Origin of the sequence: Enterococcus sp. AZ071 (assembly GCF_050499065.1) — a bacterium.
Lineage (GTDB): Bacteria > Bacillota > Bacilli > Lactobacillales > Enterococcaceae > Enterococcus_A > Enterococcus_A ferrettii.
This window is the reverse complement of the sequence record NZ_JBIPAS010000001.1, coordinates 1,759,279-1,783,503: the sequence shown is the minus strand read 5'-3', so window position 1 is coordinate 1,783,503 and position 24,225 is coordinate 1,759,279. Positions and strand designations below refer to the sequence as shown.

Here is a 24,225-nt window from a genome sequence, read left to right as displayed (position 1 = left end):
ACGCCATGAAAAGAAGGGAGAAGTGACAGAGGTTGAGAAAGCTTATCGTGTTAGCAAGCAGCATCCTGTGTTTCTGTTTCTTCTTTTGCGGCATATCCACCGTGTACGCGGCAAAAGCACTTCCCCCTGGCATGGTGATCGGCGATTCGGATGGGATGTATGCCACCTCTGAGGGAGAATACTACATTGACTTAGTGGATATTCTCCCCGGAGATGTCTTTGAAAAAGAAATAACGATTCGCAGTTTGGATTTGGAAGAACCCTTTTCCTTAGGAATGTTGGCTGAAGAGATCGACTCTACTGGTTCAGTAGACTGGAAGAACCATATTACCATGACCTTGGTTCTAGATGGCAAAGAAATTTATCAGGGTTCATTGCTGGGGGATGACAGTAAAGACTGGAGTAAAACCCCTCTGGAATTGGGTGTTTGTACCTATGGGACAGATAAAGTCATGCATGCGACGTTTACCATCGATTCTAGTTTAACCAACGAGAATCTGATTGAAAAAAGTACGCTGAATTTTATTTGGAATTTTGTGGGTACCAAGGATCAATCACCTGCTCCTACACCACCAACCAAACCAACGAAGCCAACAGAGCCGACGGTACCAAGTACTCTCCCCAGCAGTTCAGGCAACCTACCAGCAACCGATCAAGGAGCACCGACCGCACGTAAGCTGTTGCCGCAAACGGGTGAAGAATTGGTCTATTTATTTCTGACCGGATTGTTGCTGATATTGATTGTCTTGTTCTTATGGAAAAAACGTCAAGAGGAGGAGCAGGAATGAATCAAAAGGAAAAGCGAAAACATTTGTTTCAGACCTTTGTCCACAGCAAAGGATTGTTCGCCTGCTTCTCTCTGGTGTTAAGCCTGTTATTAGTAGTAGGCAGTACCTATGCTTGGATTACTTCTGCCGATGAACGGGTGAATCGAACCGATGCCAATCAACGAAAGTTGTCGGCCGTGGTGGAGGAAGACTTTACGCAAGTCTTTCACTGGTCACCAGGGACATCAAAGAAGAAAGAAATACGCGTGACCAATAATGGCGAAGTACCAGCGATTGTTCGACTTTCCTTGCATGAGTTTTTTGTTAGTTTTGAAACGAATGTGGCAGATAATCATCGGGAAAATCCAGCTGTTGAAAAGGGAAATGGCAACTTAGTCGTTTATCCAGCTACCAGCGTTTTACCAAATAATACGATCAAGGTTAAGGAAACAACTACATGGAAAGTTAACAATTACTACAGTGTGTATGCCAATAAGTATTACAAAGTCAATCAAGCAATCTGTAATCCAGTGGATGATCATTCATTGGCTTATGTCTATAACGATACTGGTCGGACGATGCCGTTAAAAGCAATGGAGCTGAATTTCCAAACAACTAAGCTGTTTGACCAAGCTAAGAAACCGATTGCCGGAGATGCGGATTATTGGTATTACGAAAAGGGGTATTTCTACTATTCAGAGATTCTCCAGCCAAACGAAAGTACTGAGGACTTGTTGGAAAGCGTTACGCTGAATCCAGCTTATGCCAATCAATATAAAGGCGCTTTGTATAAGCTCGTTCCTTTGATGGATGCCCATGATATCACGAAAAGTCTAATCTCTGATTGGGGAATTACATCCACAGACTTTGCCTATGACATGTATCAAACTAAGCTGCACTAATCGAGGAGGGAAGAGATGAGAAATCGAAAGAAAAAGAGGCGACTCATTTATGTAGGATTCACATTAGCTCTTGTCCTTCTATTGATTGGTGGCAGCTATTTTGTTTACGCAGCAATGACTGCACAGGATCAAAAAGCCAATGATTTTCAAGTTGGGCAAGTAGAGACGAAGCTACTGGAAGATTTTACTGATATTACTGAAATAGAAACAGGTAAGGATGTTAAGAAAGAAGTACTGATTGAGAATACTGGGACGATCAAACAATTCATTCGCGTGATGGTCTTGCCAGAAGTTCGAGCACCGATTGCTGGTGATACCAACAAACAAGTATTACCGCTAGTAATTGGCAAAGATCTTCTTTTAGAGAACATGGCAATAACCGATTGGAAAGATGGCGGCGATGGTTATTACTACTATATCAAGGAAGCTGTGGAACCTAAAAAAACGACTAGCAAACTTTTCGAGTCCATCAAATTGTCGGATAGCTTAGCTAAACAATATGACAAAACTACTTTCTCTATTTATTTAAAGGTAGAGACAGTCAATTGTGCAGAATTTGCTTATCGGGATGCTTGGTGGCAAGGAAACATACCAACGGATCAGCCGTTAAAAGCAGTAGATGATGCATTGAGAACGAAAGTGGAAAACTCAATATAAGGGCATAGAAATCTATGTCCTTTCTAACTAAATCAGCACTCATGAGGTGAGTGTTTTATGACTAAAGCATTGATTTGATGAGTATTGTGGGGAGGGGTCACAACAGTGAACAAGAAGAGAACTGTGTATACATTGTTTGCCAATAAGAGAGTGAAAAAAGTTATTGGAACATTTTTGATTTTAGTAGTCATAGGTATTGGTTCAGTGTTCGGAATGAACAGTTTTAAAGAGAAAAAAGAAGAAGTATCTGCACATCCGACAAATACGATTAAACTGGATGAAGGTGGAGCAAATGAGTTTGAGTTGCCTTTCGATGCAAAAGAATTGAAAGAACAAGCCATAAAAGATTTGACTCCACCATTTAAGGAATACGTTCAGGGAGAAGCAGAAGTCCCAATTATGAATAAAAGTGTAATAACGGCTTATGGAAGTACACCTGCAATTAAAAATGGAAAGATACTACCCATTGGTTGCGATATTATCGACGTTGAAGAGACAAAAGGAGGTAATTATTTTGTTTTGTTTTCAATTAGCGGAAGCGATACGGGTGGCATCGCGCGAACAGCTGTTTATGATAAACGTGGAAATCAATTAGCTGTGGATAATGAAGGAACAAAGATTAATCTAAATCATAGAATACTTTCTAAATTATTCAATAAAGAAGGTAATGCTTTTCTAGTAAGTGCTGAGAATGGGGATTTCTTTAGATATACCGTCAATGAAGTTGGCGGTTCTGTGAACATAGAAAGAACGCTATTCGAAAAAAAAGATGTTGGTAATCCAGGAGCAGGAATAGGGGTGATTTCCATGGCAATAATTGATCAGTTTAGTGACTACTCTGATGATGCTCTAATTACAGGTCGTTCGACTTATACAGGTGGAATTTACAATAAAAGAATATCTGTAGGAACAGTCAATACTAGTGGATGGACAGGGGATAAATTCAATGCAAAATCAAGTCATCATTATACTTTACAAAGTCTATTAGTTGAGGAAAATCTGGGACTATTTGAGATATTTAATGGTGGTGTTATGGGAAGTCTAGGTGCAGGACTCTACAAAAGAAATAATTATACTTTTGGGAATATAAATTATGTAGTAACTGTAAATGGTAGCGAAAGCCCTCGATCATTACGTACTTTTCAAATATTCAGCAATGAAGATATAGGTGATACAGAAGTGAGTAGTAATGGTGGGGAAGTTTTTCCCATAGTAAAAAAAAGAGTATATCAGCACTTAGACATTGCAACTATTCGTAAAAATGTTCTAGCTAATAAAATGATAACATACTCAGTTGTTAAAAGTTTATGCAATGATGAGTTCGTGTATTTTTTTGCTGATGATGGAAAAAATTGTGAATTGATTCGGGTAAATTTAACAACCTTCCAAGATGAAGTTGTTAAAACCTATCCTGCGGGAACAATCATAAATTTCTATCCAGACGGACAAGGTGGATTTGCTTACTATGGCTCTACGCCGAAACTAAGTGGGGAGTTCTATTCTGAATACTATTCAAATAGGTTAAGTAGTAATTACTATTTTATTAGTGGAGCCATGACTGGTATTACGGGTTCTTCTGAAGACTTAAATGTCAGAAGTTTAAGAGCAATTGAAGTTGGTGGAGTAGTATCAGCAAGTTTTGCACTTGAAGGTGAAAATAACGAGATATTTATTGCGGGATATACAAAGGATTATGATAGTTTTCCCACTCATAAATATATGATTGATGAAAATATTGAACCAAGTTTTACTGCGGAATCTGGAGTGCCTTCTGCTGAAAGTGCACTTATCGGTACATTAAAAATTGAAGACGATTATGCTCCGATAATAAAACAAGAAAATTCAATTACTGTTGATCTTACAGACGGTCATATTTTAAATCCAACGGATGCAAATTATCTAGGATGGAGTACGTTGGACCGATGGTTAATTACTGGTAAAAAAAATGGAACTGTTTCTAATGGAACTGATCCTGATAGTACTGCAATCGAAGTTTATGACCATTTTGATAGTAATGATTCAGCAATTGCTGGAACAGCTGCAGGTCGGGCTGAATGGTTGCAAAAAAGAATTAATCGAAATCCTAAAAATTCTACTGCTGCTATCGAATGGGAGAAGTTGGGGTTTGATAAGACTACTACAGGTCCACAATTGGTTACTTATTTTGTCACGGATTCTCAAAGTCAACCTAGTGTTACTTCACGCTGGGTAAATAAAAAGGGTACTGAAACAATTGTTGACGAAGATGATAAGTATGCATTGGATGCGCAAAACTTCCATATACCATTAACGGGAATCGACTCAACAATTCCTGATGAAAACAAATTTAAAGAGTTGGCAAAAACAATGGCTTGGAGTTTAACTAAGCATGGAAGTACAGATGGAGATCAGGGCGGTGGGTTAGATGAAGACGGTTCTGATTCCAGCAAGCTTTCAACAAAGGTGACAGTGGATACTGTTCAGCTAAAAGCCTTAAGAGAAGCCACTGTAGCAAAACCTTATCCAGTAGATGTGGCCTACAAGCCAGAAAGCGGCATTGAAATCAAGAATCGTGTCTGGGTATTCGTCACTACGAAAAATACAGTGCCAAATAGTGAAACGAATCCAAAAGTAACGCCTATTGATACCAATGGTGTGGTTTATTATGCAGATGATTATTCTTTACCATATCGTTTAAGAGGTGAACACACTGCGGCTGATGTATTAAATCGAGGGAATGTCCGTGTGTATGACTATTATGACTCTACTCATGAAACAGATGCTGAATTGCCGGTATTGGCGGATAAGACGACTAATCCTGCAAAACTTCAAGTGGTCAATCTTAATGCAATCAAGACGGCTACTCAACCTAACTTAATTGATTCCAGTCCACCGGATGGACCAGCTATGATTCGTTACGAATGGGATGGACCAGTGGATGGTAATCATCAATCAGGAACGACAAAACCAACTCTTGGCGGGCTAGATGTTACCCTTACTGGTGATATTCTTCTACACGTACGTCAAGTTATTGTAGGAGATTCCAATCAGTTGGTCGTACCAGAAGAAGGCTATCTACGGATGGCAACCAACGATTACGATGGAGTGTCCGGAACAACGACAGAAAATGCTGATCAGTTACGACAGGTGAGGATTTCGTCAGGAAAGAATGCTGATAATCCAGCTTTTGAAACGATTGCTGTAAATGCAGAGCATATGGACGATCCGTTGGATGAATTGGAACTGAAGCTTATTATTCCTGAATATTATGAGTCGGTTGGAAATTATCTGACGTTGGGAAATGTGGATGCAAATGGCACAAGCCATTCAGGGAAAACAGAAGCAGATAGTAATAAGGCTTCGTTAATTTTCCAACGAGATGATCTTTATGATGACGAAGAATACTTCATCACTATTTATCTAAAACCAAAGTTGAATCAAGAAGGCCCACAACCTTATAGCTGGGATTACAAAAAGAACGATCTAGGAAAAATCAAAACCAAATAAACGAAAGAGGCGAGACAGAACATGGTCTATCTCTTATTACTAGTATTGGGTCTGATCGTGCTAGTTCAAAGCTATCTGCTGTTCTCGCTAATGCGAAGCCAACAGGATTTGCAGACACAGATTACCCGGTTGTTACGAAATAGGAAACAATCGGGCACTAACCGAAGAAAAACTCCAACAGAAAGAGGAAGGACACGATGAATCTTGGCTATGCACGCGGGTATCAACTGACCCAACAATTGGATATGCTGGAAGATTACCCAGTGGACGAACTCTTTTCTGATGGCGCTCAGGAGGTAGAAGCTTTACATTCACCAACAAGTGACTTTCAGGCTTTAATGAATTTTGCCCAACCTGGAGACCATTTGGTGATTGCTTCTTGGGAGGTTGTTTCTCGCGATTATCGTCAGTTGCTAGCTTGTCTGGATCAGTTGGAAACACAAGAATTAACCTTGGATGTATTGAACTTGCCTCAACTAACCATCGAAGAATGGCGCCAAGTTTTTCGCTGGTCATTGCGCAATGATCGCCTACTACATCCAGTACTGGTCAAAGCTGGCAAAGAAAGAGACCGTAGTAAAGATGCTTACTCTTTATTTAGCAAAGAACCGGAAGCTCGCAAACTCTATCGCGAAATGATCTGGCTATTGGTAGAGAAAAGCTCTGTTCGACAAGTGGCACAACAAAAGCGAGTGCCAATAGAGACAGCCTATCGTGTGCAACAAGAACTAAAACAAGTCCAACTAGCAATTATCTTAGTCATTTGTTTCCTACTGGCAATTTTTAGTATCAAGCTAGCCGAATCTTATTTTGATCAACTGTGGATTCAAGTGGCTATTTGTGTGGTTGTGACGTTAGTTATCCTGTGGAATGTATTGATCGATACGGAAGAAACCGAGACAAAGCCGCCTATAAAAGAGAAGAAAACATCAAAAATTTGAAGAGAAGGTGAATCCCCATGCAACACGTACTTATTTTAACGAAAAATTCCTTAGCAGAAGAACCGCTAGTCCAAAAATTACAGCGAATGAATTGTGAGATTCTTTGTTCGACAGATTTATTCAAACGTCTGAAAACAGGTACGGTTAGTCCTTTTCTTTCCTATTTTCAATGGATTATCTTAAGTGAAAGTCTTTGTAACTCAGAAGTAGAACAGATTCTGCAAATGTTGAAAAATCATCCACTATTAGTTCTACGAGTGGTGGAAAACATTCCTAATGAGGAAGAGCAAAGCTACTGGCAAGAACAAGGATTGGTAGACTGGGTTGCAAAAGAAACCAGTTATGAACTTCTACGAGAAAAAATGAACGAGCTTCAGCAACAAATGAAGCAAGATGTAGTAACAGGTAATCAAATTCTGACCTTCCCTACGACGCAAGGAGAAGATACCACCCCAAATAGTTTGAAACTGCTAATTAAGAGTTTGTCCAAAACAGAAAAACGGGTTTTTGAATGCTTGATCCAATCCTATTCCACTAGCGGAGTTCTATCTCGACAAGAACTGTGCGATTGTTTATGGCAAGATGGCAGTACGTCTTCGAATATGAGCCAGTTGTCTTGCTTGATAAACAAGTTGAAGCATAAATTTGAGACCCATGGCATCACTGGTGAAACCATCACGACACTATGGGGCAGAGGCTACAAGTTAAGCAGTGCATTTTATGAATACTGGTTGGAAGGTTCGCAACAATTAGAGGAATTGAAGTATTATTCTGCTATGAATTAATGAATTGAAGCACTCAATCGGTTAAGGTTGAGTGTTTTTCAATTTGAGAGAGAATTGCCAAAAATGACAGATATATAGTTATTGACGGGTTCATTTAGATAGTCAATTCTATCCTAAAAAGAAAGCAAAAATTAGGCTGCCGATCACCAGTAGAATATCGGTAATCAGCAGCCTAGGAAATGCTTTTCTGTTTCTGTCTCGTTAGTTTTTTAAGTCAGTTCCGAACTATAATTTCTGACCTAGCTCCTTTAATTAATCATCTCTACCCAATAGCTGATTAATTTCTTGGCTGAACAAGTCGGCTTTTCCACCAAAAACGGCTTGGATTCCGCCTTGTACTTCGAAAACAGCTGTCGCTCCCAGTTTCTTGAAAACAGGCTTCTGAACTTTTTCACCATTTTTAACAGCTACCCGCAAACGTGTAGCACAAGCGGTGACAGATTCAATGTTTTCGTCGCCACCTAGAGCTTCAATAATTTGCCAAGACTCTTCTTGTAGAGAAGTTGGGGCAGAGGAGTCATCTTCAACGGTTAGCTCGTTATCATCCTCCATACCAGGAATCGCTACCTTGAATTTCTTGATACAGAAGCTGAAAACAAAGTAATAAATGAAGGCCCAAGCAATACCGAAGGGGATAACTTTGATCCAGTTTGTTTTATCGTTGCCCTGCAGTACACCGAAAAGTAGAAAGTCAATCAAACCACCAGAGAAGGAGTTACCAATGCGGATATTTAAAATATCGGCAAAGAAGAAGGATAGTCCATCTAAGAATGCATGAATGACATAGAGCCATGGGGCAACAAACAGAAACATATACTCGATAGGTTCAGTAATCCCGGTTAAGAAGGAAGTCAAGGCACCACTAAAGTACAGTCCGCCACTTTTCTCACGGTTTTCTTTAGGAATTGCCCGGTACATAGCAAAGCAGGCTGCTGGTAACCCGAACATCATAGTAGCGAAACGTCCAGCAAAGAAACGAGTACCATAAGTGAATAGTCCAGTATGACTTGGATCAGCTAATTGAGCGAAGAAAATATTTTGAGCTCCAGAGACCGAAGCACCCGCAACCGTTTCCACGCCACCTAAGGATGTATACCAGAACAAGGGATAAATCGTGTGGTGCAATCCAACAGCGCCAGTCAATCGCAGCAGGAATCCATAGAAGAAGGTTCCGATGCTGCCCATTTCAGCGATTTGGTGTCCAGCGGCTACCAGTACATTTTGAATTGGCGGCCAGATCAAATAGAAGAAGCACCCAATAACGATTGCGGCAAAGGAAGATACGATTGGAATGAAGCGTGATCCGCCAAAGAACCCTAGAAATTGAGGCAGCTCGATTTTACGGTAACGATTGTGCAAGAAGGCTACGGTTCCACCAATTACAATCGATCCAACAACCCCTGTATCGATGCTGGCATCTTCTGCTGAGAATAATTGCAATAGCCCGCTAATCGTTGCGGTATAAACTAAAAATGCTACTCCGCCAGCTAAACCAGCTGTTCCTTTGTCACCCTTTGCTAAACCAACAGCAATACCGATAGCAAAAATCAGAGCCAAATTAGCAAATACAGCATTTCCGGCAAAGCTCATGATACTTAAGATAGTTTGCAGCCATCCTTGATTTAAAAAAGGATAGGCCGCTACAGCACTCTCATTGGTCAGTGCGCCACCTAGACCTAACAACAAACCAGCTGCCGGTAAAATAGCGATTGGCAGCATAAATGCGCGTCCTAACTGTGAAAATTTCTTAAACATTTGTTTTCCTCCTTGTCCTGTTGACTGCTTCGATCAATTTTCTTTGGTTAAAGCTTCAATAAAGCGAGCGGTAATTTCTTTGGGACGGGTGATTGCACCGCCTACCACAACACCTGCCACACCCAGATCTTTAATATTTCTTGCCTGCTCAGGTGTCCGAATCTGTCCTTCCGCAATGACCGTCATTCCATCAGCAACCATTGCTTCGATTAATTCAAAATTTGGTACTTCGCTGCCAGCACTTTCCTTTGTGTACCCGCATAAGGTGGTGCCAATAAAATCAATGCCTGCTTCAAAAGCATTTTTGGCTTCTTCGTAGGTGGAAATATCCGCCATAAATAATTGATTTGGATACTTAACTTTGATTTGCTGGATAAAGCTGTTAATGCTTTGACCATCGGGACGTTCTCGCAGGGTGCAGTCTAGCGCAATTACTTCTACATTTGTTTCAGCTAATTCATCTACTTCCTTCATTGTCGCAGTAATGAATACTTCGCTAGATGGATAATTTCGTTTGATGATTCCGATGACAGGTAAAGAAATTGTTTCTCTAATCTGACGAATGTCACGAACAGTATTCGCTCGGATGCCGACAGCTCCGGCTTGTGCTGCTGCAACAGCCATGAGAGGCATGATTCCTCCTTCTTCGGTGTATAGTGGTTCTCCAGGCAATGCTTGACAAGAAACGACTAAGCCATTCTTTATCAAGTCAAGAAATGTTGATTTTTCCACGCTCCAATTATCCTCCGTTTATATATTATTTTGGATTAATTCTCCAATCAGACTATAGCACGCGCTTTCAACTCTGTAAATAAGAAATGAAAAAAAATTTTTTTTGACGTATAATCGTTAAGTGAGAGAAGTAAAGAAGGTGAATCAGTGACAATTACGTATAAAATTCAGGAAAGCTATTCTAGCTTGACGAAATCAGAGAAAAAGGTAGCGGACTATATTTTGTCTAGTGGTGAAAAAATTGTTTACAGTACGATGAGTGATATCAAAGCAGCCACCAATGTTGGCGATGGGACCATTATTCGTTTCTGCCAAAAGCTGGATTTTTCTGGTTTTTCTGATTTAAAAATCGAGATTGCTAAAGAAGATTTCAGCAAGCAGCAAGAGGATTCTCAGACTGCCAATGTTTTCGATAAAACAGCTCAAAAGGTGAATGATTCGTTAAAAACTACCAATCATTTGCTGGATTCAGGGAAGCTGGATCAAGCGATTCAGGCGATTACTGAGGCGGAGCGCATCTATATGTTTGGTGTAGGTTCCAGTGGAAATACTGGAAAAGATTTAGAAGCAATGTTTTTAAGGGTCGGGGTACACTCTTGTACGGTTATTGATCCACATTTTCAGGCACAAATTGCTTCGTTGTTAACTGAAAAGGATCTGGTTATCGGGTTTTCTTTATCAGGAAAAACCAAGGATACGTACAATTCCTTGAAAATTGCTAAACAAAATCAAGCGAAGGTATTGGCGATTACCAACTATTTATCCTCACCCATTGCAGAGCTGGCAGATATTGTACTGCAGACAGCTGTTCAGGAATTTTTAGATGGTGCGTCTTTGGCTGGGAAGATCTCTCAGCTGTATCTTTGTGATTTATTGGTACAGGGCTATGAAGTGAAAAATAATATTGATTCTGTGGAGTTGCGGGCAAAGGTGCTGCGTTCCATTTTAGACAAGAGCATCGATTAGTTTAATTAGCATACAGAAAGCAGGGGGAGCATGGAAGGGATTCAACCATTTTTCAAAGTGGGCCATTGTACAGATACGGAAGCGATGACGGGGTGTACGGTGATTATAGCTGAGGATGGTGCGACCGGTGGTGTTTGTGTACGGGGCGGTTCGCCGAATACGCGCGACACAGATGCATTAAAATCGGAAAACAATCGTAAAGCAGTCCATGCCGTAACTTTATCTGGCGGCAGTGCCTTTGGATTGTCTGCCAGTGATGGTGTCGTGAACTACTTGGAGGAACATCAAATCGGTCGAGATGTCGGTCTGGGAGTAGTCCCAAATGTCAGTGGGGCCAGTTTGTTTGATTTAGGCATGGGTCGCCAGGATGTTCGCCCAGACAGCCGCTTTGGGTATCAAGCTTGTGAGGCTGCTTTCAAAAATGAGCCCTTTTCAGCTGGAAATGTTGGAGCTGGAACAGGGGCGAGTGTCGGCAATATGAACGGCCGTGAGAATGCTATGAAGGGCGGAATTGGCAGCTGTACGATCCAGCATAAAGAACTATTTGTTTCAGCGGTTGTGGCAGTCAATGCTGTCGGTGATATTTATGATGAACAGCAGCAAATTTTTCTGGCTGGAGCACGCGATGGACAAAAAATTGGTTGTTCGGAAGCCATTTTTTTGGAGCGGTATCAAGATATGCGGGATATGTATTCAGGGAATACAGTAATCGGTTGTGTGATGACCAATGCAACCTTGCCTAAAGCTAAGGTTAATAAATTAGCGGATATTAGCCACAACGGGATTGCCCGAGCTGTTCGTCCTGCTCATACAACCTTTGATGGGGATACAATGTTTGTGCTTTGTGCCAATCAAATTGAGGCAACCTTTGAAGCAGTGTCGATCTTGACCGTCGAGGCCGTTAGACAAGCAATTTTGGATGGGGTAAAGCAGGCTGAAACGTATGGTGACTACCTGTCCTGTAAAGAGTATTACGCAAAAAAAAGCTGATCCGATTTTCTCGGATCAGCTTTTTAAGCAGTGAGATTATTGAACGCGTGGTTCTGATTCCATTGCATTACGTGCTTTGTCTGTTTGACGAGAAGCAAATTTACCAGTTGATTCAGCTGCATTGCTTACTTTGTCTTGTACAGTTTCACTTTCGTCTTGGTATTCAGCACGAGTTTTAATGTCTACAACATTTACATTAACTTCAACCACGTCTAAGTGAGTCATTTTCTTCACTTCTTCAATGATTAAGCCTTTCATTTCGTCGTAAATTTTTTCAATATCTTTACCGTATTCTGCAACGATATCCATATCAACTGCGACTTGCTTTTTACCAACTTCAGTGTTGATTCCAGCAGTTACATCGTCGCTGTTTACTAATTTGTCTTTGATATTTGAGAAGAAGCCGCCATCAACAGTTAATAGACCGTCGATATTTTCTAAAGCGATTCCGATAATTTTTTGAATAACCTTATCTTCGTAAGTTAATTCTCCTCGTACATTTGTTGTACCTGCTGCTGCTTGTGTATTAGTCATTGTTGTTTTGTTTTCCATGGTAAATTCCCCCTATTTTTTTAAATAATTGTCTAGTATGCCGTTATCTTTTAGATATTTTCCGATAGCGACACCGATACCTGTGATAATGATTAATAAAATGGTTTTAAAGAAGCCCACTGTAAAAAACAGTACAGCCAGGATAAAACCGATCACCCCGAAAATAAGGGGCAACTTGTCTTTAGTGAAATACTCTTGCATCGTTTCCCCTCCTTATTCTACTCGCGGCTGATCTGATGATACTTTTTCACGTTGTTTTTGATCGTCTTCAAATCCGACATATTTAACATCAACGACTACTTTTTCTTTCGGGCCAAGCACACGCATCAGTTCATCTTGCATTTGTGCTGCCCAAAGATCCATTTTGCCGATCATTGATGAGGTACGTTTTAAGTTTCCTTTGACCCTAATTTTTATCTTATTATTCGTAGCTTTAACATTCACCTTAGGGGAGTTCATGAAGTCTCCTTGGTTGATGCTTGTACGAACATAGCCCTCAATAGCGCGTTTATCCAACGATAATTTTCCATGATTATCCTTTAGCGTAAATTTGCCAGTTGTTTTAGGGTAGAAGATAATGACCAAGATCGCCAAAATCATCAAGATCGCTAAAACAGCGCCAACCCAGAATAAATATTGTTGAGCGATGTAGTTTGTCAATGTGAAATACCTCGCTGGTCCCAATTGCATTGGAATATTCACAATGTGTGAATTAATAACAACAATTGATAGAAAAACAGATAGTAAGATTAGCGATATAATTATCAGCAAAGACTTTAGACCCTTGTTCATAACAACCCTCCTTAGCTTTCGTCAGATTAATTAATTTGTTTACATTACGATCATAAAATAAACCGTGAACAAAGTAAAATGATATGCTTTAGAATTTCTAAAAAACTATTGACTCCAGGCTCTTTTTGTGTATGAAAAAGAGATCAGGACGGCGTTTCCACCGTTTTGATCTCTTCAAAAAAATCTTTTTTTATAAGTTAATTGGTTCGCCGCCGGTTACACCGTAAATTTGAGCAGTTACATAGCTGGCGTCATTAGAAGCTAAGAAAACGTAAACTGGTGCAAGTTCAGCGGGCTGACCAGCACGCTCTAGTAATGAATCTTGACCGAATTCTGGCAGGGCATCTTTGGGCTGACCTTGGTCTAATTGCAGTGGAGTCCAGATTGGACCGGGCGCAACACCATTTACTCGAATACCTTTTTCAGCTAATTGTTGTGCTAAACCGACAGTAAAGTTGGCAATCGCTGCTTTTGTCGTCGCATAATCCAATAAATGTGGACTTGGATTAAAGGCTTGAACGGAAGTTGTTGTAATAATGGAGCTTCCAGCAGGCAAATGGGGTAGAGCTTCCTTCACTAAAGCAAACATTGAAATAATATTCACCAAATAGGTGTCCTTTACTTGTTCAATCGGTAATTCTTCAATGGAAGGCCATGAAATTTGTTGCGCAGAGTTCATCACCATCGTATCCAAGCCGCCTAATTCTTCGACGGCTCTTTTTACGATTTCTTTTGGTGCTGATTCATCTCGTAGATCATAAGCCAGTAATACTGCTTTACGACCAGCATCCTCAATATACTTAGCTACTTCTTTAGCGTCTTCATCTTCACCTGGCAGGTATTGGAAGGCTACATCTGCACCTTCCCGCGCATAAGCGATCGCTGCTGCTCGGCCAATCCCTGAGTCGGCACCTGTAATAAGAACACGACGATTTTCTAATTTGTGGTTGCCTTTATAGCTTTCTTCACCACAATCAGGTTTTTCACGCATGTATTCTTCTTGGGCAGGTGTCTCTTGGTCTTGTTTAGCGAAACCTTCTTGTCGATACATTTTTCTTGGATCTTTTAAAATAGGTTCTGTCATAAATAAACTCCTCCTTCAGGTAATTTCAGTCTATCGGGAAGAGGGGAAATAACACAATTATGTGCTTGTGCATTTTGTTGTAATAAAAAAAAGCACGAAGAGCAAGGCGCCCATTCGTGCAAATAAATTATTTTTCCCGCCATTTTTTATAACGGCGATATAAGCTTTCAGCTACTAGAAACAAGATGGAAATAGCAGCGGCGCCGTAGCCAAAGATTCCTAAATTAGAAATAAACGTTCCTCCGCTGGGAGATGTTTGCACCAGCAGTGAAGAACCAATTACTAATGCTGAAAGAATCAAACCAATAACTAACCGATTGACCATAGCTTCCGCTCGTTCCAGCAAAATATGTTGGTTCTTAAATTCCAAATTCAACTTGGCTTTACCTTTAGTGAAGGTTTCTAACACAGTAAGGGCATGACTTGGCAGCTTAGGAAGAGCCCTCATGGTGCCAAGATAGTCCAATCCCGTTTGACGTAATTCTTCCTTTAAGTCAAATTGTTCAAAGAAATATTTTTGGGCAAAGGGTGAAATCACTTCAAATAAGGAAAGCTCGGGATTCAGCTCCTCAATGACTCCCTCTAGTGTTCCAAAGGCTTTTATCAGCATTGTAATGGAGTCATCGATTTGCAGATTATTATTGTGACAGATGACTACTACCTGAGAGAAGACCTTTTGAATATCAATTTCTTTTACCGGCATATTTAAATAGCGCTTCAGAAAATCATCCAGCTCTTCGTTAAATTTCTGTTCTGAAAAGGGGCCAGTTTGCTTGCAGATGGCTAAGACGGCATTCGCAATTCGCTGCGTATCTTTACTGTAGATGGCAATGATCACATTGCTCATTTTCAACTGCATTTCCTTAGTAATTTCACCCATCATACCGAAATCGATGAAGTTTAAACGGAAGGGTCGCAACGGTTCCGTTGTAGAAAAATCAAAGTTGAAAGGGAAGGGGCCGATTTTTCCTTCGTAATGGCTATCCTTAGGCTTTTGATCCTTCTGATTTTCCTCTTCGGTTAAAAACTGTAGCAGCATGTTTCCTGTGTGTGGATCGGCATGGAAAAAGCCGTCCTCAAAAACCTGTTTCATAAAATGGTCAATCAACAATGAGCTGACTGTTTCTTTCAATTCTTGGTTGGTGATCTCTTCGTAGGCGATCTCATCTTCTGGAGAATTCACTAATTCTTTCAAATTATTCCCAGGCATGAATTCCATACATAAAACTTTTTTCGTTGAGTAGCTTTCGAACATTTTAGGGGAGCGAATTTCCTTCCAGCCGTTATTCAGCTGATAGAAACGCTCTGCATGCTCTAGCTCTTTGCGAAAATCTAATTCATTGGACAGCGATTCACGGATTTCCTTCAGAATACTTTTCAGGTCAACAACGTTACTTTCCGGAACCCAGCTAGCTAACGGCAAGGCTTTCTCAAATAATGAAAGATCAGTCTCAATCTCTTTATCGATGCCAGGGTGCTGCACTTTAACGACGACTTTTTCATCATTTTTCAATGTCGCATGATGGGCTTGGGCAATAGAGGCAGAAGCAAAAGGTATTTCCTCAAAGGAATTGAATAGCTCCTCGATAAGCAAACCCAATTCACTTTCAACCAGCTGTTTTACTTCTTTAAAATCATCGGTTTTTACATTATCCTGCAGCTTTCGCAGTTCTTTAGTGAAGTCAAGGGTAAAAATATCATTTCGTACAGACATCATTTGTCCAACCTTAATGAAGGTAGGGCCCAATTCTTCAAAGGCTTCCCGCACCTCTTCTGGGTGGGTTTGCTGAGTAATATTTTTGATTAGCTTGTATTTATTGGCGACTGAGATAATCCGTCTCAAGCGCGCGGTTCTTCCAGATCCGACCATTTGTTCACCCTCCTTTATGAGGTGTTTGGTTGATTAACTCTATCTTACAAGAAAATGCAAGAAGACACAAAGAAAGGTGGTGTTAGTAAAGTTGCTGCAAATTAATCGTAAAATATGGTACAATTTGTTTGAGGAGTTGAGTGTAATGTTAAATATTAAGCCTGTATCAGATTTACGAAATTATAATAAACTGCTTGAGGAGGTTACGAATGATCAACCGGTATTTTTAACAAAAAATGGTCGTGGAATGTATGCAATTATCAATATCGAAGAGTATGATCGTTTGAAAGCAAGCATAGAAATTGTTGAAAAATTAAAGCAAGCAGAAAAGAGTGGCGTGGTTGACCTTTCTGATGCTAGAAAGAAATTTGGACTATGAGCTATGCAGTTGTCCTGACAAACAATTTAATGTCAGACTTGGCTAAACTTAGTTTATATTTGGAAGATGAATTTTCTGAGAATAGCTCAAAAAAAGTGCTTAGCCAGCTTTTTGATACGTTTGATACAATCGGAACATTTCCAAAAATGGGAAAAGATGCTACAGCTTTACTGTTTACCTTTCAAGGATATATGTATTTACCCCTTGAGAAAAATATATTATTTTACTCGATTGATGAAAATTCAGAAACGGTAACACTTTTGAGATTGTTTTCAGTGAGCGAGGAATATATAGAGAAATTTGAAGGGTTTATTTATTAAAACAAAAAAAGTTGGTGAGAATTTGGTGCGCACCCCGTCAATAGGACAGTGAAATAGTATAAAATTTTTGTGGACTACTCATCAAAAATAGATGAGTAGTTTTTTTGAATATACCTTGGTGATTTATGCAGCTTTGTAGTAATTGTTGTGAAATTCCATCGGCGTCATTACTTGTAATTTTCGTTGGTAACGTCCAGTATTGTAGTACTTCATGTAGTCAGTAATCATTGTGACGAGTTCTTCGCGACTGGTAAACTTTCGTCCATAATAGTTTTCTCGCTTAAGCATTCCCCAGAAACCTTCCATAGGTCCATTATCAGTACATTTCCCTACACGAGACATACTCTGAATCATATCGGCTTTTACGATGCGGCGGAAGAAGTTCACATGGGTATATTGAAACCCTTGATCACTGTGGAAAATTGGATGAGCCTCTGGCTCCAATTCGACTGCTTGATCAAACGTATCAAAGACCAAGTCTAAATCATTGGTATCACTCAGTACATACGTGACAATGCGGTGATCGTAAAGATCTAGAATCGCACTCAAATAGAGTTTTTTGACTATTGGTCCAATAAAATACTTGAATTCTGAAACATCTGTCACCCATTTCTGATTCGGCGCCTCTGCATGAAACTGGCCACGCAAAACGTTCTTTGCTTTGTAGTACGGAGCATAAGCACACCTTGTAATGCAATTTGCTGGATGTTTTATCCTCGATTGGATTTGTTCATGACGACAGATGCGTAAGACTCGTTTATCGTTAACATTTATCTTATAGGCCCGCTTCAATTCATCTTTGATTCGACGATACCCCATATCTGGATGCTTTTCATGAATTGTTCGAATGTCTTTTGTGATTTGACGATTGATTTGTTCGCGTACACTCTCTGGATGTTTCAACCAGCGATAATAGGCAGAGCGTGTTATCCGCAAGAGTTCGCACAAGGGTTTTATCGGGTAGTCCATTTCTTCGTGCAAGAATTTGATTGCTTGGTAAGCAGCCACGTTTCGAAATTGCCCTAACGATTCCTCCTTTCCAATTCCCTCACTTTTTTTAACAGGTCATTTTCCATTCTCAATTGTCTAATCTCACTCTTCAATTTGGCTAGCTCAATTGCTTGTTCTTCTTCTGGTGTTCGGCCGACTTGTTTCGCTTTGCGTCGGCTTCGCCGATCTTGAAGCCCGTCATAGCCTCGCTGCTCATACTTCTTCACCCAGTTATAGACGTTCTGATAGGACACTCGATACTTGATTGCCATCGCTCCATAATCCTTATTATTGGCTAGACACTCTAATACAATCTTCAGACGTTCCTCTTGACTGGTTTCACGGGTTTGACTCATTCTACTTCCACCACTTTCTGATTTGAAGTCTTTATGAGTATTATAAACCTTGATCCAGTCCTGTAGTTGCCTCTTGCTTCTTAATCCATACTTTTTGGCGATATAAACTTGGCTGCCTCCACCAGTAAAGTAATCTTGAACGGCTGTCAGCTTCAAATCCTTCGAATAATTGTTATTCTTTCTTGAAGCAACCAAACCTGCGGCTCCTTCATTTTCATACAAATTACACCATCGTTGGATTGTTTCTGTGGAAACCTGTGCTTCCTTGGTGGCTCCCTTCAAACTGATCTCATGTCTAAGATAACTCTCGACAATCTTTAGACATTCTTCTGGACTCAGCTTCATCCTTCTTTTTCCCATAACAAATACCCCTATCTAGGATTTAATTATTTCCTTGTCCTAGATAGGGGTAGCATATCAATTTTTCCCAACTTTTTTATTTCGCTATCCGGGCAGGTAAACGTAAAAAAATTTGCATCGTAGATATGCTGCTTGAGGATCTAGAAAATGAAGATTAAATGAACGGCTGCTTTCAAACTATTGCTGCAAACCTTAAAAAAAGTCAGATGCAAGGAATAAGCTAAAAGTGGCAATTAAGTTGATTGTTACTGCTGATCCCAAAACACTAATCGGAATATACAAAAAACTGTGCTAGAAGGAAATGTGAGCGGATTTAAAGAACTATACATAGTGGGTATAAAGTACAGCATAAACTAATTCTGATGAGAGTGCTCTTTATGGATGGATTATGATACGATGTTAGAAGCTTTATCAGTAAAATAATATCTAGTTGACAGGAGACGAATTGAACATGAAGGCTTTATTTTTTAATGAATTTGGCAGTTCTGACGTTTTAGAATATGGAGAATTACCAGATCCAATAATTTGTGAAAATGAACTATTAGTAGAGATGAATTATATTGGGTTAAATTACGCAGACATTTATAGAAGAAAAGGTACCTATCATATCGAAGAACGCACTCCATATATCAATGGGTATGAAGGAGTTGGCACTGTTGTTGGTCTGGGATGCTCCGTCAGCAACTACAAACTTGGGGATAAGGTACTTTTTGTCGATGTTCCTTTTTCAAACGCAAATCTAGTAGCTGTTCCAGAAGAAAATGCCATAAGGGTTCCTGATGACATAAATACTAAGTTGGTAGCGAGCATTGGGCTGCAAGGCTTAACTGCAGATTTTTTGGCACACGATTTAGGTGATGGACAGCAGAACAGCAATGTTTTTGTACATGGAATAAGCGGTGGCGTAGGACAAATTTTGTCACAGATGTTAACTGCGGATGGTCTCAATGTTTATGGAATTACATCATCTCAGGAAAAACAGCGTTTAGCCTTGAATCAAGGAGCAAAAAAAGTTTTTTTAAGAAATTCAAATTGGGAGGAAGAGTACGTATCTTTCTTTGATACCGTCTATGATGGGGTGGGGATCACACTGCTAGATAGTATAAACCTACTTAAAAATAAAGGAAAAGTAGTTTTCTTTGGAATGGCTGGGGGCAATCCCCCTAGTATTGATTTTGTTAAACTGCTGTCTCAATCTAAAAGTATAGTAACTGGAGATTTGTGGGATTACCTGACTAGTTCTCAAGAGCGCATTAACAGAAGTAATCGACTTTTTGAGTATTTCAGAGAGGGGGAAATACATATTAGTGAGCCAACAATTTTCCCTTTGTCTAGGGGAAAAGAGGCACATAAATTTTTAGAATCAGGTAAAAGTGTTGGAAAGATTCTTTTACAGCCGTAAAGATGGTTTAGTTAATCCGGCTAGTTCTTACGATTATATACTTTGAATAGCCAATTATAAAAATTAGCAGGACAAAATCTGAGGGATTATTGTCCTGCTAATTTTCATTTCGTAGCAAATACTTGAATTGCCTGCATGATACAATAAGTGATCCCGGCCGCAATCACCGGTCCAGCGGCTACGCCCTTTAAGAAAACGACACCAACAATTGTTCCGAAAACTAGAGCAACAGTCACCTCAGGAGATGAAGCAATGAGACCCACACCTCGGGCTGAAAGGACTGCGACAAGAATTCCGCAAATGGTAGCCACCCAGCCTAAGGGTGATTTCAAGGTGTTCAATAAATCCTTTAATACAATGTCTCCCGTTGCAATCGGGACTAAGATAGTTGCTGAAATCAGGGTGACGCCCCAGTTAATGCCTTTTTGATTCAAGGTTGTTAGTATTTTGTCTGATTGCGGCAGTAATTTCAATGCCAACACTGCTAATGTGGCAATCAGTAAGCTTTGATTTTTTGCTAGAAAGGCCACTAATAGAATAATGCCAAGAAATAACCAGCTTTCCAAAGTTATCCACTCCTTATCTGAATCTACTATACAAGAAAAGCAGCAAAAGTGCGACCAGAATCCTGTATTTTTCAGAAAATACTAGTTAAGAATTAGTATCAATAATTAAGACTTATTCCTCCTCTTTTGAGCAAAAATGACGTAGTATTAGAGTGTACAGTTTGTACAAAAGAAATTTAGGAGGGATATACATGAAGGTTATCGTATTAGGATCTTCACACGGCGGCTATGAAGCGGTCGAAGAACTGTTGTTGACGCAGCCCGATGCGGAAATTCAGTGGTATGAAAAGGGCGACTTTATCTCATTTATGGGGTGAGGCACGCAAATGTATCTTGAAGGAGTCGTTAAAGATGTGAATTCAATTCGCTATGCGACTGCTGAAGAGATGGAACAACGCGGGGTCCGCGTTTTCACAAACACTGAAATTACAAAAGTAGAACCTGACAAACATCAAGTAGAAGTATTGAACCATGTCACAGGGGAAACACGGGCAGAAAGTTATGACAAATTGATTTTGAGTCCCGGAGCCAATCCGTTTATCTTGCCTGTGCCAGGCAAAGATTTAGGCAATATTAAAACAATGCGTGGTCGTCAAGACACAATTGATTTAAAAATGTTGTCTGTAGATCCAGATATTGAAAACGTTGTGGTTATCGGCGTTGGTTATATCGGAATTGAAGCAGCGGAATCATTTGCAGTATCTGGTAAAAAGGTTACTTTAGTGGATATTATTGACCGTCCATTAGGAGTCTACCTGGATAAACAATTTACCGATGTGCTGGAAACAGAAATGGTTGACCATGGTATCAAGTTGGCAATGGGAGAATCAGTTGTTGAATTTGTTGGCGATGACAACGGCAAAGTAACTAAAGTAGTGACCGATAAAGGGGAATATCCAGCTGACATGGTAGTAATGTCTGCAGGTGTTCGGCCTAATACTGCTTGGTTGAAGGATGCGGTTGAAATATTGCCAACCGGCATGATTAAGACAGACGAATACATGCGTACAAGTGAACCAGACGTATTTGCAGTTGGAGATGCAACGCTGATCCAATACAATCCTGGTAACACTACAGTCAATATTTCATTGGCAACGAACGCGCGCCGTCAAGGTCGTTATGCTGTTCGCAATTTAGAAGAAGCAAAATACCCGTTCCCTGGCGTTCAAGGATCTTCTGCTTTACGTGTTTTTGACTATAAATTTGCTTCAACTGGCTTAAATGACCAAATGGCCAGCAAGCTAGACATTAAAACGAAATCTGTTTTCTTGGATCAAGATACGTTAATGGATTTTGTTCCACAAAACTTAAAGACTCGCATGATATTCAAACTAGTATACAATCCAGAAAATCTGGAAATTCTAGGCGCCCAAATCATGTCGAAAGAAGATTTAACGGCGAACATCAATGCGATTTCCATTGCTATTCAAACGCACTTTACGGTGGAGCAGTTGGCGTATGCCGATTTCTTCTTCCAACCAGAGTTTGATACACCATGGAACTTGTTAGGAATGGCTGGTTTAAAAGCCTTGCAACAAGAAAACAAAGCATAAGAGGTTTACAGGCTGCACTGGATAGTGTAGCCTTTTTTATGAGGAGTGAAAAAGATGAAGATCGGATTACGAACGATAAAAACGGCAATTGCTGCACCGATTGCTTTGGTCATCGCAAACTTATTAGGACTAGAGAGTGCTACCGCGGCAGCGATTATTACTGTTCTAAGTGTCACTAACACGAAACGCTCGACGGCTAAAACCGCCTGGAATCGGGTTATTTCGCTGACTTTAGCTACAGCAATAGCGGCTTTATTTTTTTCACTATTTGGGTTTAATGCTTTTTCCTTTGGTTTGTATTTGCTCTTATTTATTCCTTTATCAGTCCGGCTAAAGGTAGCAGAAGGAATTTCGGTTAGTTCCGTCTTGATCACCCATTTTCTGGCCAGTGAAAGCTTGGCTCCCTCATTGATTTTAAATGAGTATTTACTGATGATCATCGGCGTTGGCTGCGCCTTAATTGCCAATATCTATATGCCCAATACGGAAAAGAAAATCAAAGAGGACCAACAGGTAGTAGAAGTAATGATGAAGAAGCTGCTGGCGAAAATGTCTGATTCTCTTAATCAAAATGCGGGTGAAGAAGTGTTGCTGCAAGAGTGTCTTTCACTGGCTGACTTTGTGAAGCAGGCGCAAAAGCGCGCCTTGAACTTTGAAGAAAATCGCTTATGGTCGCCTAACAGCTATTATTTTGAATATTTTGCCATGCGGCGTCTGCAGGTGAAGAATCTTTCAGATATGCTGCAGGTGCTTATTCATTTGAACGCAACAGAAAATGAAGCCCAAGAATTACGAGCTTTGTTCACTTTTACTTCGCAAACATTAGCCGAAGACAATGATGGCCAGGAAATTTTGAAAAAGATTGACGAGACGTATCAACGGTATCGAACCAAAGACCTACCAGAAAATCGGGAAGCCTTTGAGAATCGAGCGATGCTGTTCCATTTGTTTCAATTGTTCCAGGATTTTATTGCGATAAAGGCTGGTTTTTATCGTGAAATTCAAAGATAAGCGGGAGGTCCTAGGTAAAATCAGTCTTATGACCTAGGCAAGATTCTTGTGTTTCCTTTACTATAAAGGAGAAGGAAATAGGAGGAGTTCAAAATGAAAAAAATTGCAGTAGGGTTAATATTGGTTGGGCTAGCGGTCGTAAGTATGTCGAGTATGTTTTTCCATAATCGTCAAACGAATAAAACATATCATGCAGAAGAAGCGCTTCAGAGCATTATAATAGATGATAAAAATTCACCAGTAACTGTAGTAGGAACTAATGATAATAGAGCTACTATAGAATATAAAGAATCTAGAAACAACAATTATCGTCTGAAAGAACGTGATGGAGTATTAACGCTTGAACGTAAAGACAACTGGTTCTTTTTTACTTCTTGGTTCAGCTTTGGTAACGACCAAGGAGAAGTCGTTGTTGAAGTTCCGAAAGATCAGTTGGAAAACTTGGACCTAGAAACCAGCAACGCCAGCGTCTCGGTTAAAAACCTTTCAGTAAATTCTGCGGATATTGAAACGTCTAATAATGAAATTAAATTATCTAAGCTGAAGGTTAGTGATACGATTGATGCCGAAACCAGCAATGGTAAAATTACTTTGTCTGATTTGACCTTTAGTGATGGTGAGTTTATTACCAGCAACAGCAAGCTGGAGGCGGATCGTTTAGATGGAAAAAATATTATGCTGGAAACTAGTAACGGCAACCTTAAATTTGATAATGTAAAAGTTGGCAGCGAATTAACTGTTGACAGCAGCAATGCCAGCATACAAGGCTACATTATTGGCAAACAATCTGATTTTGAGATTAATTCTGATACCTCCAACGGACAAAATACTCCGGGAAATTCAGAAGGCTCTGGTGAAAAAGTATTGGATCTGAATACCTCTAATGGAGATATTACAGTTAAATTTAGTGAATAGATTGAAGAAAACGAGGCGTTGATGCGGCTCGTTTTTTTTTTTGCAGAATTTCAGATGGTGCTGAGCCGATTCTTTGTCATTCGTGAAACCGTAT

Annotated in this window: 24 protein-coding genes; 14 read left to right on the top strand and 10 right to left on the bottom strand. The window is 40.0% G+C overall.

Going from position 1 to position 24,225, the window contains the following annotated elements; genetic code table 11:
- The first annotated feature begins 32 nt into the window (after nt 1-32).
- From IGI49_RS08770 to IGI49_RS08745, 6 genes are all read left to right on the top strand, one after another.
- Nucleotides 33-788: an LPXTG cell wall anchor domain-containing protein gene (locus IGI49_RS08770; protein ID WP_429964195.1), complete on the top strand. Its 756-nt coding sequence runs from the start codon at nt 33-35 to the stop codon at nt 786-788.
- On the top strand, nt 785-1,669 hold the full coding sequence (locus IGI49_RS08765; protein WP_429964194.1) for a BsaA family SipW-dependent biofilm matrix protein: 885 nt from the start codon (nt 785-787) through the stop codon (nt 1,667-1,669). The genes IGI49_RS08770 and IGI49_RS08765 overlap by 4 nt, the downstream gene beginning before the upstream one ends.
- 15 nt (nt 1,670-1,684) lie before the next feature.
- Entirely contained in the window at nt 1,685-2,326 is a 642-nt protein-coding gene (locus IGI49_RS08760; RefSeq protein WP_429964193.1) for a hypothetical protein, read from the top strand.
- A gap of 105 nt (nt 2,327-2,431) precedes the next feature.
- Complete coding sequence (locus IGI49_RS08755; protein ID WP_429964192.1) at nt 2,432-5,812, top strand: hypothetical protein; 3,381 nt, start codon at nt 2,432-2,434, stop codon at nt 5,810-5,812.
- Between the two features lie 197 nt (nt 5,813-6,009).
- Complete coding sequence (locus IGI49_RS08750) at nt 6,010-6,753, top strand: recombinase family protein (protein ID WP_429964191.1); 744 nt, start codon at nt 6,010-6,012, stop codon at nt 6,751-6,753.
- A 17-nt stretch (nt 6,754-6,770) separates the two neighbouring features.
- The gene (locus IGI49_RS08745) at nt 6,771-7,538 is read left to right on the top strand and encodes a helix-turn-helix domain-containing protein (RefSeq protein ID WP_429964190.1); all 768 of its coding nucleotides are present in this window, start codon (nt 6,771-6,773) and stop codon (nt 7,536-7,538) included.
- A gap of 252 nt (nt 7,539-7,790) precedes the next feature.
- On the opposite strand, the gene IGI49_RS08740 is transcribed toward IGI49_RS08745, so the two are convergent.
- Nucleotides 7,791-9,293, bottom strand: a complete 1,503-nt coding sequence (locus IGI49_RS08740) for a PTS transporter subunit EIIC (protein WP_429964189.1) — start codon at nt 9,291-9,293, stop codon at nt 7,791-7,793.
- 33 nt (nt 9,294-9,326) lie between these two features.
- Nucleotides 9,327-10,025 carry an N-acetylmannosamine-6-phosphate 2-epimerase gene (locus IGI49_RS08735; protein WP_429964188.1) on the bottom strand — a complete coding sequence of 233 codons (699 nt, stop codon included), beginning with the start codon at nt 10,023-10,025 and terminating at the stop codon, nt 9,327-9,329.
- A gap of 147 nt (nt 10,026-10,172) precedes the next feature.
- Between IGI49_RS08735 and IGI49_RS08730 the strand changes: the two genes are divergently transcribed.
- The gene (locus IGI49_RS08730) at nt 10,173-10,991 is read left to right on the top strand and encodes a MurR/RpiR family transcriptional regulator (RefSeq protein ID WP_429964187.1); all 819 of its coding nucleotides are present in this window, start codon (nt 10,173-10,175) and stop codon (nt 10,989-10,991) included.
- Between the two features lie 30 nt (nt 10,992-11,021).
- Nucleotides 11,022-11,981: a P1 family peptidase gene (locus tag IGI49_RS08725; RefSeq protein WP_429964186.1), complete on the top strand. Its 960-nt coding sequence runs from the start codon at nt 11,022-11,024 to the stop codon at nt 11,979-11,981.
- A gap of 36 nt (nt 11,982-12,017) precedes the next feature.
- On the opposite strand, the gene IGI49_RS08720 is transcribed toward IGI49_RS08725, so the two are convergent.
- The 5 genes from IGI49_RS08720 to IGI49_RS08700 form a co-directional block, all read right to left on the bottom strand.
- Nucleotides 12,018-12,533, bottom strand: coding sequence for an Asp23/Gls24 family envelope stress response protein (locus tag IGI49_RS08720; protein ID WP_207701033.1), 516 nt, complete (start codon nt 12,531-12,533; stop codon nt 12,018-12,020).
- Nucleotides 12,534-12,545: 12 nt separating this feature from the next.
- On the bottom strand, nt 12,546-12,734 hold the full coding sequence (locus tag IGI49_RS08715; RefSeq protein ID WP_429964185.1) for a DUF2273 domain-containing protein: 189 nt from the start codon (nt 12,732-12,734) through the stop codon (nt 12,546-12,548).
- Nucleotides 12,735-12,746: 12 nt separating this feature from the next.
- Nucleotides 12,747-13,325: an alkaline shock response membrane anchor protein AmaP gene (gene amaP, locus IGI49_RS08710; protein ID WP_429964184.1), complete on the bottom strand. Its 579-nt coding sequence runs from the start codon at nt 13,323-13,325 to the stop codon at nt 12,747-12,749.
- Between the two features lie 190 nt (nt 13,326-13,515).
- On the bottom strand, nt 13,516-14,409 hold the full coding sequence (locus IGI49_RS08705; RefSeq protein ID WP_429964183.1) for an SDR family oxidoreductase: 894 nt from the start codon (nt 14,407-14,409) through the stop codon (nt 13,516-13,518).
- Nucleotides 14,410-14,536: 127 nt separating this feature from the next.
- The gene (locus tag IGI49_RS08700) at nt 14,537-16,279 is read right to left on the bottom strand and encodes an ABC1 kinase family protein (RefSeq protein WP_429964182.1); all 1,743 of its coding nucleotides are present in this window, start codon (nt 16,277-16,279) and stop codon (nt 14,537-14,539) included.
- A 145-nt stretch (nt 16,280-16,424) separates the two neighbouring features.
- On the opposite strand from IGI49_RS08700, the gene IGI49_RS08695 reads away from it, so the two are divergent.
- Nucleotides 16,425-16,658 (top strand): type II toxin-antitoxin system prevent-host-death family antitoxin, encoded by a 234-nt coding sequence (locus IGI49_RS08695; RefSeq protein ID WP_207701038.1) that lies wholly within the window; start codon nt 16,425-16,427, stop codon nt 16,656-16,658.
- Entirely contained in the window at nt 16,655-16,978 is a 324-nt protein-coding gene (locus tag IGI49_RS08690) for a type II toxin-antitoxin system RelE/ParE family toxin (RefSeq protein ID WP_429964181.1), read from the top strand. Before IGI49_RS08695 ends, IGI49_RS08690 begins: the two co-directional genes overlap by 4 nt.
- A 123-nt stretch (nt 16,979-17,101) precedes the next feature.
- On the opposite strand, the gene IGI49_RS08685 is transcribed toward IGI49_RS08690, so the two are convergent.
- Together IGI49_RS08685 and IGI49_RS08680 are read right to left on the bottom strand one after the other, a co-directional pair.
- A complete protein-coding gene (locus IGI49_RS08685; RefSeq protein WP_429964180.1) occupies nt 17,102-17,986 on the bottom strand; it encodes an IS3 family transposase in 885 nt (294 codons plus the stop codon).
- Between the two features lie 14 nt (nt 17,987-18,000).
- The gene (locus tag IGI49_RS08680; RefSeq protein ID WP_429964179.1) at nt 18,001-18,684 is read right to left on the bottom strand and encodes a transposase; all 684 of its coding nucleotides are present in this window, start codon (nt 18,682-18,684) and stop codon (nt 18,001-18,003) included.
- A gap of 451 nt (nt 18,685-19,135) precedes the next feature.
- On the opposite strand from IGI49_RS08680, the gene IGI49_RS08675 reads away from it, so the two are divergent.
- A complete protein-coding gene (locus IGI49_RS08675; RefSeq protein WP_429964178.1) occupies nt 19,136-20,086 on the top strand; it encodes a zinc-binding dehydrogenase in 951 nt (316 codons plus the stop codon).
- Nucleotides 20,087-20,190: 104 nt separating this feature from the next.
- Here the strand turns inward: IGI49_RS08675 and IGI49_RS08670 are convergent, their stop codons facing one another.
- A complete protein-coding gene (locus IGI49_RS08670) occupies nt 20,191-20,652 on the bottom strand; it encodes a DUF441 domain-containing protein (protein ID WP_207701041.1) in 462 nt (153 codons plus the stop codon).
- A 191-nt stretch (nt 20,653-20,843) separates the two neighbouring features.
- Here IGI49_RS08670 and IGI49_RS08665 point away from each other — a divergent pair, with 191 nt between their 5' ends.
- The 3 genes from IGI49_RS08665 to IGI49_RS08655 all read left to right on the top strand — a co-directional run bounded on the left by IGI49_RS08665 (nt 20,844) and on the right by IGI49_RS08655 (nt 24,131).
- Entirely contained in the window at nt 20,844-22,205 is a 1,362-nt protein-coding gene (locus tag IGI49_RS08665) for an FAD-dependent oxidoreductase (RefSeq protein ID WP_429964177.1), read from the top strand.
- A gap of 54 nt (nt 22,206-22,259) precedes the next feature.
- Complete coding sequence (locus tag IGI49_RS08660; RefSeq protein ID WP_429964176.1) at nt 22,260-23,216, top strand: aromatic acid exporter family protein; 957 nt, start codon at nt 22,260-22,262, stop codon at nt 23,214-23,216.
- A gap of 93 nt (nt 23,217-23,309) precedes the next feature.
- Complete coding sequence (locus tag IGI49_RS08655; protein WP_429964175.1) at nt 23,310-24,131, top strand: DUF4097 family beta strand repeat-containing protein; 822 nt, start codon at nt 23,310-23,312, stop codon at nt 24,129-24,131.
- Nucleotides 24,132-24,225: the final 94 nt, after the last annotated feature.

Coding starts and splice junctions, on each gene's coding strand:
- IGI49_RS08765 (WP_429964194.1), top strand. CDS start 785: ATGAATCAAAAGGAAAAGCGAAAACATTTGTTTCAGACCTTTGTCCAC.
- IGI49_RS08760 (WP_429964193.1), top strand. CDS start 1,685: ATGAGAAATCGAAAGAAAAAGAGGCGACTCATTTATGTAGGATTCACA.
- IGI49_RS08750 (WP_429964191.1), top strand. CDS start 6,010: ATGAATCTTGGCTATGCACGCGGGTATCAACTGACCCAACAATTGGAT.
- IGI49_RS08745 (WP_429964190.1), top strand. CDS start 6,771: ATGCAACACGTACTTATTTTAACGAAAAATTCCTTAGCAGAAGAACCG.
- IGI49_RS08740 (WP_429964189.1), bottom strand. CDS start 9,293: ATGTTTAAGAAATTTTCACAGTTAGGACGCGCATTTATGCTGCCAATC.
- IGI49_RS08725 (WP_429964186.1), top strand. CDS start 11,022: ATGGAAGGGATTCAACCATTTTTCAAAGTGGGCCATTGTACAGATACG.
- IGI49_RS08720 (WP_207701033.1), bottom strand. CDS start 12,533: ATGGAAAACAAAACAACAATGACTAATACACAAGCAGCAGCAGGTACA.
- IGI49_RS08715 (WP_429964185.1), bottom strand. CDS start 12,734: ATGCAAGAGTATTTCACTAAAGACAAGTTGCCCCTTATTTTCGGGGTG.
- amaP (WP_429964184.1), bottom strand. CDS start 13,325: ATGAACAAGGGTCTAAAGTCTTTGCTGATAATTATATCGCTAATCTTA.
- IGI49_RS08705 (WP_429964183.1), bottom strand. CDS start 14,409: ATGACAGAACCTATTTTAAAAGATCCAAGAAAAATGTATCGACAAGAA.
- IGI49_RS08700 (WP_429964182.1), bottom strand. CDS start 16,279: ATGGTCGGATCTGGAAGAACCGCGCGCTTGAGACGGATTATCTCAGTC.
- IGI49_RS08695 (WP_207701038.1), top strand. CDS start 16,425: ATGTTAAATATTAAGCCTGTATCAGATTTACGAAATTATAATAAACTG.
- IGI49_RS08690 (WP_429964181.1), top strand. CDS start 16,655: ATGAGCTATGCAGTTGTCCTGACAAACAATTTAATGTCAGACTTGGCT.
- IGI49_RS08680 (WP_429964179.1), bottom strand. CDS start 18,684: ATGGGAAAAAGAAGGATGAAGCTGAGTCCAGAAGAATGTCTAAAGATT.
- IGI49_RS08675 (WP_429964178.1), top strand. CDS start 19,136: ATGAAGGCTTTATTTTTTAATGAATTTGGCAGTTCTGACGTTTTAGAA.
- IGI49_RS08660 (WP_429964176.1), top strand. CDS start 22,260: ATGAAGATCGGATTACGAACGATAAAAACGGCAATTGCTGCACCGATT.
- IGI49_RS08655 (WP_429964175.1), top strand. CDS start 23,310: ATGAAAAAAATTGCAGTAGGGTTAATATTGGTTGGGCTAGCGGTCGTA.